This is a genomic window from Thalassospira sp. UBA848 (assembly GCF_002295455.1).
Classification (GTDB): Bacteria; Pseudomonadota; Alphaproteobacteria; order Rhodospirillales; family Thalassospiraceae; genus Thalassospira.
The window spans coordinates 25,377-43,675 of record NZ_DBGS01000135.1 but is presented as its reverse complement, the minus strand read 5'-3'; the positions used below and the strand labels follow the sequence as shown (position 1 = coordinate 43,675).

At 55.2% G+C, this 18,299-nt stretch carries 16 protein-coding genes; 14 read left to right on the top strand and 2 right to left on the bottom strand.

The window, feature by feature from the left end:
- The 4 genes from B2R48_RS18490 to glcF all read left to right on the top strand — a co-directional run.
- Positions 1-1,498: biotin/lipoyl-containing protein (locus B2R48_RS18490; RefSeq protein ID WP_297003338.1), on the top strand; the 1,498-nt coding region annotated here is incomplete at its 5' end.
- 16 nt (positions 1,499-1,514) lie between these two features.
- Entirely contained in the window at positions 1,515-2,999 is a 1,485-nt protein-coding gene (locus B2R48_RS18485; RefSeq protein ID WP_297003336.1) for an FAD-linked oxidase C-terminal domain-containing protein, read from the top strand.
- Positions 3,000-3,097: 98 nt separating this feature from the next.
- Positions 3,098-4,357: a glycolate oxidase subunit GlcE gene (glcE, locus tag B2R48_RS18480; RefSeq protein WP_297003334.1), complete on the top strand. Its 1,260-nt coding sequence runs from the start codon at positions 3,098-3,100 to the stop codon at positions 4,355-4,357.
- The gene (gene glcF / locus B2R48_RS18475) at positions 4,357-5,682 is read left to right on the top strand and encodes a glycolate oxidase subunit GlcF (RefSeq protein WP_297003332.1); all 1,326 of its coding nucleotides are present in this window, start codon (positions 4,357-4,359) and stop codon (positions 5,680-5,682) included. Before glcE ends, glcF begins: the two co-directional genes overlap by 1 nt.
- 103 nt (positions 5,683-5,785) lie before the next feature.
- Here glcF and B2R48_RS18470 read toward each other — a convergent pair whose 3' ends face one another.
- A complete protein-coding gene (locus B2R48_RS18470) occupies positions 5,786-6,088 on the bottom strand; it encodes a hypothetical protein (protein ID WP_062956719.1) in 303 nt (100 codons plus the stop codon).
- A 407-nt stretch (positions 6,089-6,495) separates the two neighbouring features.
- Here B2R48_RS18470 and B2R48_RS18465 point away from each other — a divergent pair, with 407 nt between their 5' ends.
- The 6 genes from B2R48_RS18465 (at position 6,496) to phoB (ending at position 12,653) form a co-directional block, all read left to right on the top strand.
- The gene (locus B2R48_RS18465) at positions 6,496-7,530 is read left to right on the top strand and encodes a PstS family phosphate ABC transporter substrate-binding protein (protein WP_213473546.1); all 1,035 of its coding nucleotides are present in this window, start codon (positions 6,496-6,498) and stop codon (positions 7,528-7,530) included.
- A gap of 135 nt (positions 7,531-7,665) precedes the next feature.
- A complete protein-coding gene (gene pstC, locus B2R48_RS18460; protein ID WP_062956717.1) occupies positions 7,666-9,045 on the top strand; it encodes a phosphate ABC transporter permease subunit PstC in 1,380 nt (459 codons plus the stop codon).
- A complete protein-coding gene (gene pstA, locus B2R48_RS18455) occupies positions 9,038-10,387 on the top strand; it encodes a phosphate ABC transporter permease PstA (RefSeq protein ID WP_213473547.1) in 1,350 nt (449 codons plus the stop codon). The genes pstC and pstA overlap by 8 nt, the downstream gene beginning before the upstream one ends.
- A gap of 1 nt (position 10,388) precedes the next feature.
- The gene (pstB, locus tag B2R48_RS18450) at positions 10,389-11,192 is read left to right on the top strand and encodes a phosphate ABC transporter ATP-binding protein PstB (RefSeq protein ID WP_084272103.1); all 804 of its coding nucleotides are present in this window, start codon (positions 10,389-10,391) and stop codon (positions 11,190-11,192) included.
- A gap of 22 nt (positions 11,193-11,214) precedes the next feature.
- On the top strand, positions 11,215-11,937 hold the full coding sequence (gene phoU / locus B2R48_RS18445) for a phosphate signaling complex protein PhoU (RefSeq protein ID WP_062956715.1): 723 nt from the start codon (positions 11,215-11,217) through the stop codon (positions 11,935-11,937).
- 17 nt (positions 11,938-11,954) lie between these two features.
- Entirely contained in the window at positions 11,955-12,653 is a 699-nt protein-coding gene (phoB, locus tag B2R48_RS18440) for a phosphate regulon transcriptional regulator PhoB (protein WP_062956714.1), read from the top strand.
- 81 nt (positions 12,654-12,734) lie between these two features.
- Here phoB and B2R48_RS18435 read toward each other — a convergent pair whose 3' ends face one another.
- Entirely contained in the window at positions 12,735-14,498 is a 1,764-nt protein-coding gene (locus B2R48_RS18435) for a cation:proton antiporter (protein ID WP_297003327.1), read from the bottom strand.
- Between the two features lie 330 nt (positions 14,499-14,828).
- Here B2R48_RS18435 and B2R48_RS18430 point away from each other — a divergent pair, with 330 nt between their 5' ends.
- The 4 genes from B2R48_RS18430 to B2R48_RS18415 all read left to right on the top strand — a co-directional run.
- A complete protein-coding gene (locus B2R48_RS18430; RefSeq protein ID WP_297003326.1) occupies positions 14,829-15,791 on the top strand; it encodes a calcium/sodium antiporter in 963 nt (320 codons plus the stop codon).
- A gap of 66 nt (positions 15,792-15,857) precedes the next feature.
- Positions 15,858-16,628, top strand: coding sequence for an SDR family oxidoreductase (locus B2R48_RS18425; protein ID WP_297003324.1), 771 nt, complete (start codon positions 15,858-15,860; stop codon positions 16,626-16,628).
- 102 nt (positions 16,629-16,730) lie between these two features.
- Complete coding sequence (gene folB / locus B2R48_RS18420; protein ID WP_084272102.1) at positions 16,731-17,171, top strand: dihydroneopterin aldolase; 441 nt, start codon at positions 16,731-16,733, stop codon at positions 17,169-17,171.
- 477 nt (positions 17,172-17,648) lie between these two features.
- Positions 17,649-18,299: GIY-YIG nuclease family protein (locus B2R48_RS18415; protein ID WP_297003321.1), on the top strand; the 651-nt coding region annotated here is incomplete at its 3' end.

The window sequence follows — 18,299 nt, the reverse complement described above, 5'->3', positions numbered from 1 at the left end:
CCTCAACTGGGTTGAAAACATGAAGGTCGCGATGGAATCGGTTCTTAAAACCGACAAGCTCTGCGAAGCGACCATCTGTTACACCGGCGATATCTATGACAAGGACCGCCCGAAATATAACCTTGATTACTATGTGAATATGGCCCGCGAACTTGAAGCTGCCGGTGCCCATATTCTCGGTCTTAAGGATATGGCGGGTGTCTTGCGTCCGGCGGCCGCGACCGAACTGGTGACCGCACTCAAGGACACGGTCAATATCCCGATCCACTTCCACACCCACGATACCAGCGGTATCTCGGCGGCAACCGTGATTGCCGCGATTGATGCCGGTGTTGATGCGGTCGATGCGGCCATGGATTCCATGTCGGGTCTGACATCCCAGCCAAATCTGGGCTCGATCGCCAACAACTATATCGGTCAGCCGCGCGATCCGGGCCTTAAGACCGAGGCGCTCAAGGAAGTCTCGACCTATTGGGAACAGGTCCGCCGTTACTATGCCGGTTTCGAAAGCGACATTCGCAGCGGCACATCGGACGTTTATGTCCATGAAATGCCGGGTGGCCAGTACACCAACCTGCGTCAGCAGGCCCGGGCCCTCGGGATCGAGGATCGCTGGCCCGAAGTGTCCAAGGCCTATGCTGCGGTCAACAAGATGTTTGGCGATGTCGTCAAGGTCACGCCAAGCTCCAAGGTCGTTGGTGATATGGCGCTGATGATGGTGACGTCCGGTTTGTCTGAGGAAGACATTCTTGATCCCAAAAAGGACATCGCCTTCCCGGACAGTGTTATTTCCTTCTTCCGTGGTGAAATCGGTCAGCCGGTCGGCGGTTTCCCGCCCGCCCTGCAGCGCAAGGTGCTCAAAGGTGGCGAAGCCCTGACAGATCGTCCGGGCAAGTCATTGCCGCCGATTGATTTCGAAGCCACCCGCAAGGAAATCGAGAAAAAGACCCATCGCAATATCAGCGATGCCGAGGTTGCATCCTATGTGATGTATCCCAAGGTGTTCCTTGATTACGCCGAACATCGCAGCCACAACGCCGACGTTTCGGTTCTGCCAACCCCGGTCTTCTTCTATGGGATGAACCAGAACGATGAAATTTCGGTCGATCTGGAAAAGGGCAAGACCCTTGTCATCCGCTATCTGACAACCTCGGAAGCGGGTGACGAGGAAGGCAACCGTACCGTGTTCTTCGAACTGAACGGTCAGCCGCGCACGGTAAAGGTCGCCGATAAGACTCTGGCAGCGTCGGGCAAGGCAAAACCAAAGGCCGAAGACGGCAATGGCTTGCATGTTCCCGCTCCGATGCCGGGCCTTGTGGTCGAAGTTCACGTTTCCGAAGGCCAGAAGGTCAAGGCGGGCGATGTCATGTGCTCGCTTGAGGCGATGAAAATGGAGACCGCGGTTCACGCGGAAAAGGACGGCACCGTGGCGAAAATCCACGCTCCTGCCGGTACACAGGTCGACAGCAAGGACTTGCTGGTCGAATTGACGGAGTAAACAACCGATGCTTAGGATGCCTGAGCCTGATCAGAACACTCTTGCACGTCGCAAGGACATTATCGCGGCCATGCGGGACATCATCCCGACACCGGGCGGGGTTATTGTCGATGATGATCAGCTCAGGCCCTATGAATGCGACGGGTTGATGGCTTATCGGCAATTGCCGATGATCGTTGTCCTGCCGGAAAATACCGCGCAGGTCGCAGCCATCCTGAAATATTGTCATACAAATAAGATCCGTGTCGTTCCGCGCGGTGCCGGTACCGGTTTGTCCGGTGGGGCGTTGCCGATGGCCGATGCGATTACCATTAGTATGATGAAATTCAATCGCGTGCTTGATATCGACTGGGACAACCGGGCTGCCGTCGTGCAGCCCGGTGTCACCAACCTTGGCATCACGCGCGCGGTCGAACACGAAGGTTTCTATTACGCCCCCGATCCCTCAAGCCAGATCGCGTGCTCCATCGGGGGGAACATCGCCGAAAATTCCGGCGGGGTGCATTGCCTGAAATACGGGCTTACCACCAACAATGTGTTGGGTGTCGAAATGGTCACCATCGAAGGTGACATTCTGCGCATCGGCGGCAAGGGCCTTGATCAGGCGGGCTATGACCTGCTTGGCATCGTTACCGGGTCCGAAGGGTTGCTTGGTATCGTGACCGAGGTAACCGTTCGCATCCTGCGCAAACCCGAAACCGCACGGGCGCTTCTGCTGGGCTTTAATTCATCTGAAGAAGGCGGGAACTGCGTTGCCGCCATCATCGCAGCCGGGATCATTCCGGGTGGTCTTGAAATGATGGATGCCCCGGCAATCAAGGCGACTGAGGAATTCGTTCAGGCGGGCTACCCGCTTGATGTCGAGGCGCTTCTTCTGGTCGAACTTGATGGTCCGCAGGTCGAAGTCGATTACCTGATTGATCGGGTCGGCAAGATCGCCAAGGATTGCGGGGCGGTTTATTCGCGCATTTCCGAAAGCGAGGAAGAACGCCTGCTGTTCTGGTCGGGCCGCAAAAATGCCTTCCCGGCGATTGGCCGCATTTCACCGGATTACATGTGCATGGATGGCACCATTCCGCGTGGCCGCCTGTCCGAAGTCCTGACCGGGATGCAGGATCTGTCCAAACAGCATGGGCTTGGTGTTGCCAATGTCTTCCATGCCGGGGATGGCAATTTGCATCCGCTGATCATGTTTGATGCCAACAAACCGGGCGACCTTGAAAAGGCCGAGGCGTTCGGGGCCGATATCCTCAAGCTCTGTGTTGAAGTCGGTGGTGTCTTGTCAGGTGAACATGGCATCGGCGTCGAAAAGCGTGACCTGATGGGCGAGATGTTCACAAGTGATGACATGAAGCATCAGGAACGCATCAAGATGGCCTTTGACGAGGACCAGTTGCTCAACCCCGGCAAGGTATTCCCGACCTTGCATGGCTGTGGGGAGCTCAAAACCCTGCATGCCAAGGCGGTGGCCGACAAATTCCCGGACATCCCGCGTTTCTAAACGTATTCGGACAAGACCCAAAGAAGACAAAACAAAGGCCTGCCAATCGGCTCCCGCAAATCCGATTGATCAGGCTCAGGAGAGGAAAAGAGAGAGTTATGGTGGACGTACTTTCCCCCACCACGCCGGATCAGCTGCGCGACGCAGTCGGTTGGGCGCTTGGATCAGAGACCCCGCTTGAAATCATCGGATCAGGCAGCAAACGCGCCTATGGGCACAGCGTTCAGACCAATGCGGTGCTGGACTGCTCCAAACTGTCGGGCATTCTGTTTTATCAGCCCGAAGAACTGGTGATTTCCGCACGCGCCGGAACACCTCTTTCCGACATTAAGGCCGCCCTTGCCGAAAAGAACCAGCAATTCCATTTCGAGCCGGGCAATTTTCCTGCCCTGCTTGATGGCGCAAGCGGCTCGAATGCTGGAACCATCGGCGGACTGGTGGCCTGTAACCTTGGTGGACCGCGCCGGATCAAGGTCGGCTCTGCACGGGATCATGTTCTTGGCTTCGAAGCCGTTTCTGGCCGGGCAGAGGACTTTAAATCCGGCGGTCGGGTGATGAAAAACGTTACCGGGTTTGATCTTTCGAAACTGATGTCTGGCTCGTTTGGCACCCTTGGCGTCATGCATACCGTGACGCTTAAGGTCATGCCTAATGATGAGACATCGGCCACTGTGATTGTTGCGTGCAGTGACCCGCGGGCTGCTGGCAAGGCCATGACACTGGCCATGCGCAGTGAAAACGAAGTTTCGGCCGCCGCCTGGATCGCGCCCGAAGACGCGCCGCACCTTGATGTGCCGCTTGCTGGTGAATATGGCAGTGGCCTTGTGGCGTTGCGGATCGAAGGACCCCATCCCTCTGTTGCCTGGCGGGCCGATGCGTTGTGTCGTGCATTGGCCGATTTTGGCGAATGTCACGAAGTCCCGGAAAGTCACAGCCATAATATCTGGCGTGTTGTTGCCGATGTGGTTCCGTTTGCTGCATCTGAAAACGCAGGCAGTATTCTTTGGCGCGTGTCGGTTCCCCCGGCAAGCGGCGGGGATATCTGTGCAGACCTGATGGAAAAAACCGGCGGACGCACGATGATGGATTGGGCTGGTGGCCGGGTCTGGTTGCAGCTTTCCGGTTCTGATGCGCCCGATGGCATGGCCGGTACGATCCGCGATGTGGTGACGTCGGCGGGCGGGCAGGCCGATCTGGTCCGTGCACCAGACGATATGCGCCAAAGCATCGCAGTCTTCCAACCTGAAAACCCGGCTCTTGCGCGCATCAATGCCCGGATCAAGGAAAACTTCGATCCGCATGGCATCCTTAATCCGGGGCGCATAGCACCCGTTTCACAGAACGGGGAGGGCGTGTAATGCAAACCAACTTCACCCCAGCCCAGCTTGAAAATCCGGCGATTGCCGAAAGTGAACAGATCCTGCGCAAATGTGTGCATTGCGGTTTCTGTACCGCGACCTGCCCGACATTTGTGACCCTGGGTGATGAGCTTGATAGCCCGCGTGGCCGCATTTACCTGATCAAGGACATGTTGGAAAACGACAAACCGGCAACCGAAAAGGTGGTCAAACATCTTGATCGCTGCCTGTCATGTCTTTCCTGTACAACCACATGTCCGTCCGGTGTTGATTACATGCACCTGATCGACAATGCGCGCGCCCATATCGAAGAAAACTATGAGCGCCCGCTGGGTGATCGCTTGTTGCGCAAGCTGCTGTCGATTGTTGTGCCCAACCCGACCCTGTTTCGGATGTCGCTGATCGGGGCGAAATTTGCCGCACCCTTCGCACGTTTGATGCCCGGTCGGCTCAAGGGCATGGTCAAGATGGGTGCACGTCATATGCCACCGCCAAGCTGGGTTGATAAACCACAGGTGATCCCGGCGATTGGCGAACGGAAAGGCCGCGTTGCCATTCTGATTGGCTGTGCGCAGCAGGTGCTTGAAACCGAAATCAACGAATCGACGGTTCGTCTGCTCACCCGTCTTGGGATCGAGGTGGTGGTTGCCAAGGGCGCTGGTTGTTGCGGATCGCTTGTCCATCACATGGGCAAGGAAGAACAATCGCATGCCCAGGCCAAGGGCAATATTGATGCCTGGACCAATGAGCTTGAGGGCGAGGGGCTTGATGCAGTCGTGATTACCGCATCGGGCTGTGGCACCACGATCAAGGATTACGGCCATATGCTACGCCATGAACCGGCCTATGCCGATAAGGCGGCCACGGTCTCGGCCCTTGCCAAGGATATTACCGAATATCTGGCAAGCCTTGATATTGATGACACGGTCTTTGCTGGTGCCAGCCACGGGAACCCGCGTGTTGCCTATCATTCGGCGTGCTCGATGCAGCATGGCCAGAAGATCACCCGTCCGCCACGCGATCTTCTTAAACAGGCCGGTTTTGAAGTTGCCGAAATTGCCGAAGGCCATCTGTGCTGTGGTTCTGCCGGGGTCTATAACCTGTTGCAGCCCGAAATCGCAGGCCAGCTTCAGGAGCGCAAACGCGGCAATATCCGTGCGACCCAGCCTGATCTGGTCGCCACCGGTAATATCGGCTGCATGGTGCAGATCGAAACCGACGACCTCAAGGTTCTGCACACTGTGCAATTGCTTGATTGGGCGGCGGGCGGCCCGGTACCGGAAAAACTGCGCGACCGGATGCCCGTGGGCGAGCTTGCCGGTTAGGCCCGGTACTTCAGGATCAACAAACACAAAGGACGGCAGTGGAAAAACCCTCTGCCGTCCTTTTGAATTCTGACCACCACGTTCGGATGACGGGGATGGTCGTTTATTCTTCTTCCTTGCCAAGCAGGCTTTGCGCAATGCCTTCGGCAGCGGAACTTTCGCTGGCGTCTTCGGCATAGGCAGCTGTTTTGTCACGAATCCATTTAAGGGCTTCGGCTTCGTCGATATCGACTTTCTTTGCGACCAGCGACAGGACCGCCTCAATGGCCAGAACATGCGATGCCACGTTGTTCACCGCGATATGCAGATCATCAATATGGCGCGAAGCGGCCTCTGACATATCTCCGAGTTCACCAGACAACTTCTGGATCAGTTCCTGAATCTCATCGAGTGAGGCGTTGCTCATGTTTTGCTCCTGTTTTGGCTGCGCACGCGCGCGGCAAGTATGTATCCCTTATGCCCAACAGTTGCGTGGAAATGGCGCCATGTAAAGGACTTGCTGGCAATTGCTCCCAATTCAGCGCCAAAACCCGTGCCCCGAGCCATGGTTGCGGGAAATGTGACAGTTTTTGTTACAGCCTGTCGCAAACAATGTGTGTTTTGCCGTGTTGGAACGAAAATCCGGTATTTTCAAGCGCACGTTGGTTAACGTTAAGGCTTTGATTTACAATGAATTTTGTGTCTGTTTTTACCGCTCTGATACGTTGTCACATAACGTTAACAAAAGCGACACAATACCGTAAGCACCCAGCGTTAGAGTCCGCCTCGCAGATCGTTGCACCGTTCCGAAGTGGAACAACCATTGGGGAATTTATGATGAAGAAGACTCTTGCTGTTGCGGCGCTGATGAGCGTTGCCTTTGCTGGCGCTGCCGAAGCACGCGACCAGATTCGTATCGTTGGTTCGTCCACCGTCTTCCCGTTTGCAACCGCGGTTGCAGAAGAATTCGGTAAAACCACCTCTTTCAAGACGCCGGTTATTGAATCGACCGGTTCTGGCGGTGGTCTGAAGCTGTTCTGTGCCGGTGTTGGCGAACAGCACCCGGACATCACCAACGCTTCGCGTCGCATCAAGAAGTCCGAAGTTGAAAAATGCGCTGCAAACGGCATTTCGGAAGTTACCGAAGTTAAAGTTGGTTACGACGGCATTGTTCTGTCGAACTCCAACGCGGCCCCGCAGCTTGACCTGACCAAAGAGCAGATCTTCCTTGCTCTGGCAAAAACCGTTCCGTCCAAAGACGGCAAGTCGCTCGTAGACAACTTCTACACCACCTGGTCGGAAATCGATCCGAGCCTGCCGGACGTTAAAATCGAAGTTCTCGGCCCGCCGCCGACCTCCGGTACTCGTGATGCCTTCACCGAGCTGGTACTCGAAGAAGCTTGCGAAGAGTTCCCGGTTATCGCCGCTCTTGAAGAAACCAACAAAGACCAGTTCAAAGCTGTCTGCGCTGGCGTTCGTGAAGACGGTGGTTATGTTGAAGCAGGCGAGAACGACAACCTGATCGTTCAGAAGCTTGAAGCAAACCACGATGCCCTTGGCATCTTCGGCTTCTCCTTCCTTGACCAGAACGGCGACAAGCTCCAGGGCTCCATGATCGCCGGTGTTGCTCCGACCTTCGAAGCAATCTCTGCTGGTGATTACCCGGTTTCCCGTTCGCTGTACTTCTACGTGAAGAACGCGCACGTTGGCACCATCCCGGGCATCAAGGAATACTTGGCTGAATTCACCGCCGACAAAGCTTGGGGTGACGAAGGTTACCTTGCTGACCGCGGTCTCATCCCGATGGATGCAGCAGAGCGTGAAGCCGTACGCAACGCAGCGATGAACCTTTCGCCGCTGAGCATGTAACGCGATCTTTCAACCGGTGGCGGCGTGCGCTGCCACCGGTTTCTTTATATCCTGACTTGATTTGTTTATAGTTTCTGTCCTATTGGCCTCACGAACTGACCTTTGCAGGCTCATCTGGCGAACGGATCTAATATAATGTCCCTGTCTTTCCTGTTGCTCGCGGTTGCCGCACTTTGCGCGCTGTCCTTTTATTTTGGACGCCAGCGGGCCGTAGCGCTCTCGGGCGGCCGACACAGCAATCTTCATTCCTTGCCGGTTCACTACGGGGCCTATACAGCAGCCTGGTGCGGGCTTCCCGCGCTGTTTTTGCTTTTGATCTGGTATTGTTTTCAGGGATCAGTGATCGAAGCCCTGATCGTTTCAGATCTGCCACAGGAAATTGTCAGTGACTCCGGTCGCCTGTCGCTTGCGCTTAACTCTATTTCACTGATTGCTGACGGAAATGGTCAGCATCTGACGGTCGAACCGGAAATTGTTGATGCCGGTCGCCGTCTTGCCAACATTCAGACGATTGCCAATGCCGCCCTTGTCGTCGTGATGCTGAGCGGCGCTGTGCTTGGCTTGTCGCTGTCATATCGCAAAATCACCGCAGACATGCGCGCGCGCAACAATATCGAACGCATCGCGCGCTATGTGATGATTGCCTGCTCGGCGATTGCGATCCTGTCGACCGTCGGCATTGTCTTTTCGCTACTGTTCGAAGCACTACACTTCTTTACCAAGATCAACCCGCTTGAGTTCCTGTTTGGTCTGGAATGGAGCCCGCAAACTGCCATTCGTGCCGATCAGGTTGCCTCCGAGGGTGCCTTTGGTGCGATCCCGCTCTTTGTCGGCACGCTACTGATTACCCTGATTGCCATGTGCGTGGCCGTTCCGATCGGCCTGTTTTCGGCAATCTACATGGGCGAATATGCATCGCCGAAATTCCGCGCGGTGGCCAAGCCTGCACTTGAAATTCTGGCGGGTGTGCCGACGGTTGTTTATGGCTTCTTTGCTGCGCTGACCGTGGCTCCGTTCCTGCGTGATAATGGCGCGATCCTTGGTCTTGATGTCAGCTCCGAAAGTGCGCTGGCGGCTGGTCTTGTCATGGGTGTGATGATCATTCCGTTTGTTTCGTCACTGTCTGATGACGTCATGTCGCAGGTGCCGAAATCCCTGCGCGATGGTTCTTACGGCTTGGGCGCAACCAAATCCGAAACCATCCGCAATGTGATTTTCCCGGCCGCACTTCCGGGTATTGTCGGTGCGGTTCTGCTGGCAGTGTCCCGTGCGATTGGTGAAACCATGATTGTGGTGATGGCGGCTGGTCTTGCCGCAAACATGACGGCAAACCCGCTTCAGGCTGTTACGACCGTTACCGTGCAGATCGTGACCCTTCTGGTCGGGGATCAGGAGTTTGACAGTGCAAAAACCCTTTCGGCCTTTGCGTTGGGGCTGGTTCTTTTCCTTGTCACCTTGGGCTTGAACGTATTTGCCCTTAAGGTTGTTCAGAAGTATCGCGAGAAATATGACTGATATGGCATCTCTTATGGAAGACAGAGCTGCGGCCAAGGTGATCTCTGACAATCTGCGTAAGCCGGTTGACTGGGATAGTCCGAAGATTGCGCGTCAAATCAAAAAACGTTACGCCGCTGAACGCCGCTTTAAAATGTATGGCCTGGTTGCGATTGGTATCGCGCTTCTGGCCCTGTTCGTTCTGGTGTTTTCGATTGGATCAAAAGGCTACAGCGCCTTTTACCAGACCTATGTCCAGCTCGAAATTACCTTTGATCCGGCGGTCATTGATCCCGAAGGGACCGGTGATCCGGACGTGATTGGTCGTGCGAACTTTGATGGCCTCATCAAACAGGCCTTGCGGGAACGTTTCCCGGATGTGACCTCGCGCAGTGAAAAGCGAAACCTTTATGGCATCGTTTCAGGTGGTGCATCTTATGACCTGCGCGAACGGGTTCTCGAAAATCCGAGCCTGATTGGCCAAACGCGCACCATCTGGCTGATCTCGGGTGACGATTTCGATATGCTCAACAAGGGCTATATTGATCCCACCGTCGATGAAGGCGACCGTCGCCTCAATGATCAGGAAGTAAGCTGGTATAACCAGCTGGTCGAAGCCGGTGCGGTGGAAAAACAGTTCCACACCCGCTTCTTTACCAGTGGGGATTCCCGCGAACCGGAACTTGCCGGGATTTGGGGGGCGGCTGTTGGGTCGTTCTATACCCTGCTGGTGACGCTGGCGCTGTCCTTCCCGATTGGCGTTCTGGCTGCGGTCTATCTCGAAGAGTTCGCACCGAAAAACCGCTTCACCCAGATTGTCGAGGTCAATATCAACAACCTGGCGGCCGTACCGTCCATCGTGTTTGGTCTGCTCGGTCTTGAGGTTTACCTTAATGTCATGCATTTGCCGCGTTCGGCCCCGGTTGTCGGTGGTCTGACGCTCGCACTCATGACCTTGCCAACCATCATCATTGCCTCGCGTGCAGCCATCAAGGCGGTGCCGCCGTCGATCCGGCAGGCAGCACTTGGTCTTGGCGCATCACCGGTTCAGACTGTGACCCATCATGTCTTGCCGCTTGCCATGCCGGGCATTCTGACCGGCACGATTATTGGCATGGCGCAGGCACTGGGCGAAACCGCACCGCTTCTGATGATCGGTATGGTGGCCTTTATTGTCGATATCCCGGGCGGGGCTCTTGACCCGGCAACGGTTCTGCCGGTGCAGATCTATCTGTGGGCAGACAGCCCGGAACGTGCCTTTGTCGAGAAAACCTCGGCTGCGATTATGGTGTTGCTGGCCTTCCTTGTCCTGATGAATGGACTGGCTGTGTATCTGCGCAAAAAATTTGAACGGAAGTGGTAAAATGGCTGCTGTATCCCAGAGCGCAATGACGGCAGAGCCGTCGGTCGAAAAACCGAAAATGACCGCGCGTAACCTTGATCTTTTCTATAGCGATAATCAGGCCCTTTATGAGGTCAACCTTGATATCGCCGAACAGCAGGTGACCGCGCTGATCGGCCCGTCGGGCTGTGGTAAATCCACCTTCCTGCGCTGCCTGAACCGGATGAATGACACGATTGACGGTGTCACCCTCAAGGGTGAAGTCACCCTTGATGGTCGCGATATCTATGACAAGCGCATTGACGTGGTTCAGCTGCGCGCGCGCATCGGTATGGTGTTCCAGAAACCGAACCCGTTCCCGAAAACCATCTATGACAATGTGGCCTATGGCCCGCGTATTCATGGCTTGGTCAATTCGCGCGATGAACTTGACGAAATCGTCATGACCTCGCTTGAACGTGCCGGTCTTCTCAAGGAAGTCAAAGACCGCCTGCAGTCGCCTGCAACTGGTCTTTCCGGTGGTCAGCAGCAGCGTCTTTGCATTGCGCGTGCGGTGGCCGTCAGCCCGGAAGTCATCCTGATGGATGAGCCGTGCTCGGCACTTGATCCGATTGCGACCGCCAAGGTCGAGGAACTGATCGATGAGTTGCGTTCGAACTACACGATTGTGATCGTCACCCACTCCATGCAGCAGGCCGCCCGTGTGTCGCAGCGCACCGCGTTCTTCCACCTTGGCAAGCTGGTTGAAGTTGGCGAAACCGATCAAATCTTTACCAACCCGAAGGACGAACGCACCAAGGGTTACATTACCGGCCGCTTCGGTTAAGCGACACCAGGAGTACGCATAAATGGCTGAAGATCATACCCATATCGTAAGTTCGTTCGACGAGGAACTGACCCGTCTGAACAACATCATTTCGCAGATGGGCGGGCTTGCCGAAAGCCAGCTTATTTCGTCGATCCGTTCCATCGTTAAACGCGATTCCGAGTTGGCCGAGAAAGTCATCCTGTCCGATCAGCGCATCGACGTTCTTGAACAGGAAGTACAGGACTTTGCCGTCCGTCTTCTGGCCCTGCGTCAGCCGATGGCAGATGACCTGCGTCAGGTCGTTACGGCCCTTAAGCTGTCAAACGATCTTGAACGCATCGGTGATTTGGCAAAGAACATCGCCAAACGCGCACAGGTTCTGAACCAGATCCCGCCGATCCGCCCGGTTCAGGCGATCCCGAACATGGCCAAGCTGGCCCAGGAAATCATCAAGGATGTTCTGGACGCCTATATCGAAAGCGACGCTGAAAAGGCCCACCGGGTTTGGGAACGCGATCAGGAAGTGGACGACATGTACAATTCGCTGTTCCGCGAATTGCTGACCTACATGATGGAAGATCCGCGCAACATTACCGCGTCGACCCATCTGTTGTTCATCGCCAAGAACATCGAACGTATTGGCGACCACGCCACCAACATCGCCGAGACGATCTATTACCGGATCAAGGGCGAAGACCTGCCGGGGATTGATCGGCCAAAAAACGACGCTGCGAATTTCGCGGTCGTCGAACCGAATGAGTGACACTGGAGCATAGGAAGATGGACCCAACGGTTCTTATCGTCGAGGACGAGGCTGCAATCGTAACCATGTTGCGCTACAACCTCGAACGAGAGGGGATGCAGGTTGTCGAAGCCGGAGACGGTGACGAAGCGTTGAAAATTCTGGCAGAAACCCATGTCGATCTTGTTTTGCTCGACTGGATGCTGCCGGTGATGTCGGGTATCGAAGTCTGCCGCCAGATCCGTCGCAAACCTGAAAGCCGCGATTTGCCGGTGATCATGGTTACGGCCCGTGGCGAAGAAGGTGATCGTATCCGCGGTCTTGATACCGGGGCTGATGACTATGTCACCAAGCCGTTTGCCATTGGTGAATTGCTGGCCCGCATCCGCGCTTTGCTACGCCGATCCGGTCCGGCGCAACCACAAGGGCAGTTGATCTATTCCGATATCGAAATGGATCTCGCCGCCCATCGTGTCAGTCGCAACGGCAAGGCCATCCATCTTGGCCCGACGGAATTCCGTCTTTTGCGCTATTTCCTGGAACATCCGGGGCGTGTTTTCTCTCGCGAACAGCTGCTTAACGCTGTTTGGGGCCCGAACATCTATGTCGAAACCCGCACGGTTGATGTTCACATACGCCGCCTGCGCAAGGCGTTGAACGACGTCAAGGGTACGCGCGATATCATCCGCACCGTCCGTGCGGCCGGTTATGCACTGGATGCAGAAACCGCCGTCTAAACGTCATTTTCCCGACCGACGTCATCAAAAAACCCCCGTTGCATGTATCAACGGGGGTTTTTTGTTTCGTCCTGTTGATGATCAGGGCTTGTCCTTGGTGGTGCTGTCCTTGGTGCCGCTTTCCTTGGCATCCCCGCTGGCCTGTTTGCGCTGCATGCGCGGGGCCAGTTCGTTCATCAACAACATATCCGCGCGGCGGAACTTGGCGATTTCCGCATCGATATCTTCTTGTGGTACGTCGCAGGCGGCCAAAACATGATCGGATAACCGCAAGCCGGTTTCGAGAACTTCGGGAATGGCGGCATCCGCGCCATGGCGCGACAGTGGCCCGATATGGGTGATGTCCTGCGCACGGGCAAAGATCTTCAGATGCGGGTAATGTTGTCGCAAAAGGGCAACGGTTTTTTCCGTGGCATGCGGGTTCCCCATGGCAACAACCGCAATTTTTGCTTCATCCGTATGTGCAGCCCGGAAAGTTTCCGGTCTGGACCCGTCGGCAAAGTAAACCGGAAGGCCTTCTGCCCGCCCCCGCGAAACCTGCTGTGCGTCACTATCAAGGACAAGGAACGGGATGTTGCGGGTTTTGAGCAACCGTGCCAGAACCCGACCAACACGGCCGCTGCCGATCACCAGAACATGCTGATGAATGCCCTCGGATTCCTCGGAAATCCTGCCAAGCTGGTCTTCTTCTTTGGGATGCAGCTTTTCCTCGATCTTGTGGCCCAGACTGATCAGGGTCGGGGTCAGCGCCATCGAAATCGCCACCACCGGGATCAGCATCGCCGCAATATCAAGTGGCACCGCCCCGTTTTGCGCGGCCAGTGCAAACATCACAAAGGCAAATTCGCCACCCGCCGCAAGGCTAAGCGCGACACGAATGGCAGAACCGGTTTCAAACTTGATCGCGCGTGCCAGAACAAAAAGCACGGCCGTCTTGATCACCAGCAGCAACACCAGCCACATCATGATGGTGCCAAATTCGTTGTAGACCACGTCGACATTGACCGACATGCCCACCGACATGAAGAACAGCGACAGGAACACACCACGGAACGGCGCAATGTCGGCTTCGATCTGATGGCGGAATTCGGTTTCGGCCAGCATCACACCGGCAATGAAGGCGCCAAGCGCCATGGAAAGCCCGGACACTTCGGTAAGTGTGCTGGCCGCCAGAACGACAAACAATGTGCCAATGGCAAACAGTTCCGGATTTTTAAGAGAGGCGATATAGCGAAACAGACGTGGCAACAAATAACGCCCGACCAGCAACAGCAAGGCAACCGCCCCGAAACCAAGCAAGATGCTGATCCACGGGCTTGTTTCAGTCCCCGCATCGCCTGCGGCCTGCACCATGATCAGGAACGGGCCAACCGCCACGTCCTGCAAAAGCAGGATGGCAAGGGCCGCGCGCCCGAACCGGGTATTGAGCTGCCGGTCATCAGAAAGCTGTTTGAGGATGATGGCCGTTGATGACAATGCCAGTGCGCCTGCAATGACCAGCGCGGTTGGCAGGGCAAATTCCATAACGATCATCAGGCCCAGAAGGGCGAGCATCGAGACAAGTATCTGAAACAGCCCAAGTGCGGCAAACCGCCCGCCAATAACGCGCAATCGTTCGCGCGACAGTTCCAAACCGATCATGAACAGCAGAAAAACAACGCCAAGTTCTGCAACCGTGGAGATGTCTTCACGTTCACTAATCAGGCCAAAGCCAAACGGGCCGATAAAGAAACCACCAATCAGAAAGCCGATGATCGAATTGGCACGCAGCTTGTGAGCGATGGGCACCGCAATGATTGCGGCAGTCAGAATAAGGAACAGCTCGAACAGGACGCTGTGATGCATGGCGAAAAACGATCCGGAAGGCGGTCAAACAGTCACTGGGTTTCAGGCCCTGTAGTCAGGGCTTAAATATCTGAAAATAACGAGAATAACAGGATAACGAAAATAACCCTGCCAGTCGTGGGTAAATTTAGCGCAATTGCGAAATTCACAGAACTTCCACCAGAACGGTACGCATCCCCATGAACGCGAAATGCCATAAGACGTCCGGGACATGTTGCCAGGTCGTGAAGAATGTCATCTTCTGATGGCTTGCCATCCGGTCTGCCAAATGCCATCTTCCGCGAGCCCGATCAAGGGCCGGTTTAATCGCTTTTCAGACGAGCATATATTTTGGAACAGCTTATCCCCTATCTTCAGATCGTCGCGGGCCTTGTCTTATTGACGGCGGGTGGTGAATTTATTGTGCGGGGTGCGGTTGGTCTGGCCCTTTTGCTGGGCGTTTCCAAGGTGATTGTCGGTTTGACGATTGTGGCGGCCGGCACGTCGGCACCCGAATTTGTCGTATCCCTGAATGCCGCACTCAAAGGCACGGCCGATATTGCCATGGGCAACGTGGTTGGTTCCAACATCGCCAATATTTTGCTTATTCTCGGGGCGGTTGCGTTGCTTAAGCCTGTGGCGGCCGCGCGCGTAACTGTTGTTCGGGATGGTGGCACCATGTTGCTGGGCACGGTGCTTTTCATCGGGTTGTGCATGTTTGGCGTGATCGAACGCTGGGCCGGGGCGCTCATGCTCTGTGTATTGGCTGCGATCTGGTACTTTACCTATCAGCATGACAAGAATTCACCCAGTGATGCCAGCCATCTGCACGAAGAAGAAGTCGATGAAATCGGTGAAAAACCCAAAGGCTGGATCAAACCGATTATCGCGACCCTGATCGGTATTGTCGGTTTGATGCTCGGTGCGGACTGGTTGGTTGAAGGCGGGGTAACCGTGGCCCGTCAGTTTGGCGTGTCCGAGGCCGTTATTGGTCTGACCCTTGTCGCATTCGGAACCTCATTGCCGGAACTGGCCGCTTCGGTTGTTGCCGCCTTCCGCGGGCATGCCGATGTCGCACTTGGCAACGTGTTTGGATCGAACCTTTTGAACCTGCTTGTTATTATTGGCGGTGTTTCGCTGATCGCCCCGATCCCGGTGCCTGAACAGATCATGAATGCCGATATCTGGATCATGTTGGCGGTTACGGTCCTGTTGCTTCTGGTGGCTTATGCCTTGCGCAAGATTTCGCGCATCACCGGCATTGCATTCGTGATCGCCTATCTGGTCTATGTCTTCCAACTTGTCGTAGCATAGTCAGTTCAATCAGTTCCCGGCTGGTCAGTCACCGGACGGGACCATATGGTAAGGATCGAGGCAGCAATGACAGGTCAATTTCCAAAGACGGCTTTGATTACCGGCGCGGCAAAGCGCATTGGCCGGGCCCTGAGCCTTGATCTGGCACGGCAGGGGTATGATATCGCCCTTCATTGCAACAGTTCGAAAAGTGATGCCGAAACACTGGCCGCGGAGATACGTGATCTTGGCCGGCGGGCCTGTGTTGTTTCGGCCGATCTCACCAACGAAGAAGATACCCACCGCCTTGTCGCAGATGCCGCCAAACAGCTTGGTCCGATTGGCGTTCTGATTAATAACGCCTCGACCTTTGAGTTTGATGATGTCGGCAGTGCGACGCGCGACAGTTGGGATCTGCATATGGAAACCAATTTGCGTGCGCCGTTTGTCCTTTCGCAGCAATTTGCCCGGCATCTGCCAGACGACTGCAAGGGCGCGATCCTGAACCTGATTGATCAGCGTGTATGGAATCTGACACCGCATTTCATGACCTATACCTTGTCAAAGGCTGGCCTTTGGACCCTGACCCAGACGCTTTCGCTGGCTTTGGCCCCGAAAATTCGGGTGAATGCCATCGGACCGGGGCCGGCACTGCCTAGTAGCCGACAAACACAGGAAGATTTCGACGCGCAATGTGCCAAAACGCCCCTGAAAATAGGGACAAATCCGCAAGAGATTTGCGACGCGGTTCGATTTTTCCTTGCCGCGCCGGCCATCACCGGGCAAATGTTAGCGCTTGACGGCGGGCAGCACCTTGATTGGGCGCCCAGTGGCGAAGAAGACAAGCCAGTCGAATGATGCCCGGCGGTGATCTGTGAAATCACAGCCTGACATCGGGCCGGACATGTGTGGTTCTGTTGATCAAACCGCACAGGAAAGCAGCACAAGGAAGACCGGAATATGACCGCAGGCCTTAAAAAGGATGCCAAAGTTACGACATTGCCATTTGCCGATCTGCCCCATGCTGATCTGGCAGGCAGTCTGCGCCGTGTCTTCGTGCGTGACATGATCATTCACACCTCTATCGGGGTGTATGAACATGAAAAAGAAGCGCCGCAACGTGTTCGAATCAATCTTGATCTGGAAGTACTTGAAGGCGATGGCGTTCAGAATGACGACATCACCACCGTGCTCAGCTACGAAGATCTGGTTGTCGGCACGCGCCGCATTTGCCAGGACGGTCACACAAACCTTGTGGAAACCCTTGGGGAAAAACTCGCCGATATGTGCCTTGCCGATCCGCGCGTGCAAAAGGTGATCGTCAGAGTTGAAAAGCTTGATGTTTTTGAAGACGTCACAGCGGTTGGTGTAGAAATCGAACGCCACAATATCGCGCGCTGATCTGCATCGTCTCTCGCCAAAAAATTTACTTTTTCGAACCGGTATCACAAGGGACTCTTTGATTCCTGTGGCCCGAATCGCGATTGTGCTTATGCACAAGCATCTGGCGCATGTGAATCAAAGGAAAATATTCGATTTTTACGACTCTATTACCGAATGATTTCAGGTTGACAGTATTTTTATCGATGTATTTCAATAACTTAACTGTTTTGCTCAATAATTGAGCACTTCACAGAACGTTAAGACTCTCAAGGGGTGTAGGAAGTCACCCCCCGATTACCCACATAGTTATCCACAGTCTTGGTGGACATCTTTTTTGGCATGGCGATTCCCCCTGATGCTATTGCGATGTTAATCTTTTCAGCTATGTTCCAAAGCGCGCCTGCCTGTGACGACCGTCACAACTTTGAATGTATTTTAGGGTCTATTGCAGCTCGCTTGAACCGCAACAGATTCTGGTGATTGTGGAGTGCCTTGATGAAGCCACCTGTTTCCTCCGAAAACCCGACCGGGGATGACACCCCGAGGCGGGAAATCGGTTTGTCGCTTGATGGTGATAAAATCGACGGCGGGGCAGCACGCGGGGTGGAGGCGATCAAAAATGCGCTGAAAACCATGCCGGGCTCGGCTGGTGTCTATCGCATGATCGATGACAAGGACCGCGTTCTTTACGTCGGCAAGGCCAAGAACCTCAGGAAACGCGTGGTGGCCTATACCCGCATCATGCAATTGCCGATCCGCATCGCCCGCATGGTGGCCCAGACGGTGCGGATGGAAATCATCACCACCCACACAGAGGCCGAGGCGCTCCTTCTTGAATCCAACCTGATCAAGAAGCTCAAGCCGCGCTACAACATCCTGTTGCGCGATGACAAAAGCTTCCCATACATCCTGATCACCGAGGATCACGACTATCCGCGCATCGTCAAACATCGCGGCGCGCGCGCCAAGGATGGCAGTTGCTTTGGCCCGTTTGCCTCGGCCTGGGCGGTCAATAACACCATCAACCATCTGCAACGCGCCTTCTTGCTGCGCTCCTGCACCGACGGGGTGTTTTCCAACCGGTCACGCCCGTGTTTGCTTTATCAAATCAAACGCTGTGCCGCACCCTGTGTCGATCGCATTTCC

Coding starts and splice junctions, on each gene's coding strand:
- B2R48_RS18485 (WP_297003336.1), top strand. CDS start 1,515: ATGCCTGAGCCTGATCAGAACACTCTTGCACGTCGCAAGGACATTATC.
- glcE (WP_297003334.1), top strand. CDS start 3,098: ATGGTGGACGTACTTTCCCCCACCACGCCGGATCAGCTGCGCGACGCA.
- glcF (WP_297003332.1), top strand. CDS start 4,357: ATGCAAACCAACTTCACCCCAGCCCAGCTTGAAAATCCGGCGATTGCC.
- B2R48_RS18470 (WP_062956719.1), bottom strand. CDS start 6,088: ATGAGCAACGCCTCACTCGATGAGATTCAGGAACTGATCCAGAAGTTG.
- B2R48_RS18465 (WP_213473546.1), top strand. CDS start 6,496: ATGATGAAGAAGACTCTTGCTGTTGCGGCGCTGATGAGCGTTGCCTTT.
- pstC (WP_062956717.1), top strand. CDS start 7,666: ATGTCCCTGTCTTTCCTGTTGCTCGCGGTTGCCGCACTTTGCGCGCTG.
- pstA (WP_213473547.1), top strand. CDS start 9,038: ATGACTGATATGGCATCTCTTATGGAAGACAGAGCTGCGGCCAAGGTG.
- pstB (WP_084272103.1), top strand. CDS start 10,389: ATGGCTGCTGTATCCCAGAGCGCAATGACGGCAGAGCCGTCGGTCGAA.
- phoU (WP_062956715.1), top strand. CDS start 11,215: ATGGCTGAAGATCATACCCATATCGTAAGTTCGTTCGACGAGGAACTG.
- phoB (WP_062956714.1), top strand. CDS start 11,955: ATGGACCCAACGGTTCTTATCGTCGAGGACGAGGCTGCAATCGTAACC.
- B2R48_RS18435 (WP_297003327.1), bottom strand. CDS start 14,498: ATGCATCACAGCGTCCTGTTCGAGCTGTTCCTTATTCTGACTGCCGCA.
- B2R48_RS18425 (WP_297003324.1), top strand. CDS start 15,858: ATGACAGGTCAATTTCCAAAGACGGCTTTGATTACCGGCGCGGCAAAG.
- folB (WP_084272102.1), top strand. CDS start 16,731: ATGACCGCAGGCCTTAAAAAGGATGCCAAAGTTACGACATTGCCATTT.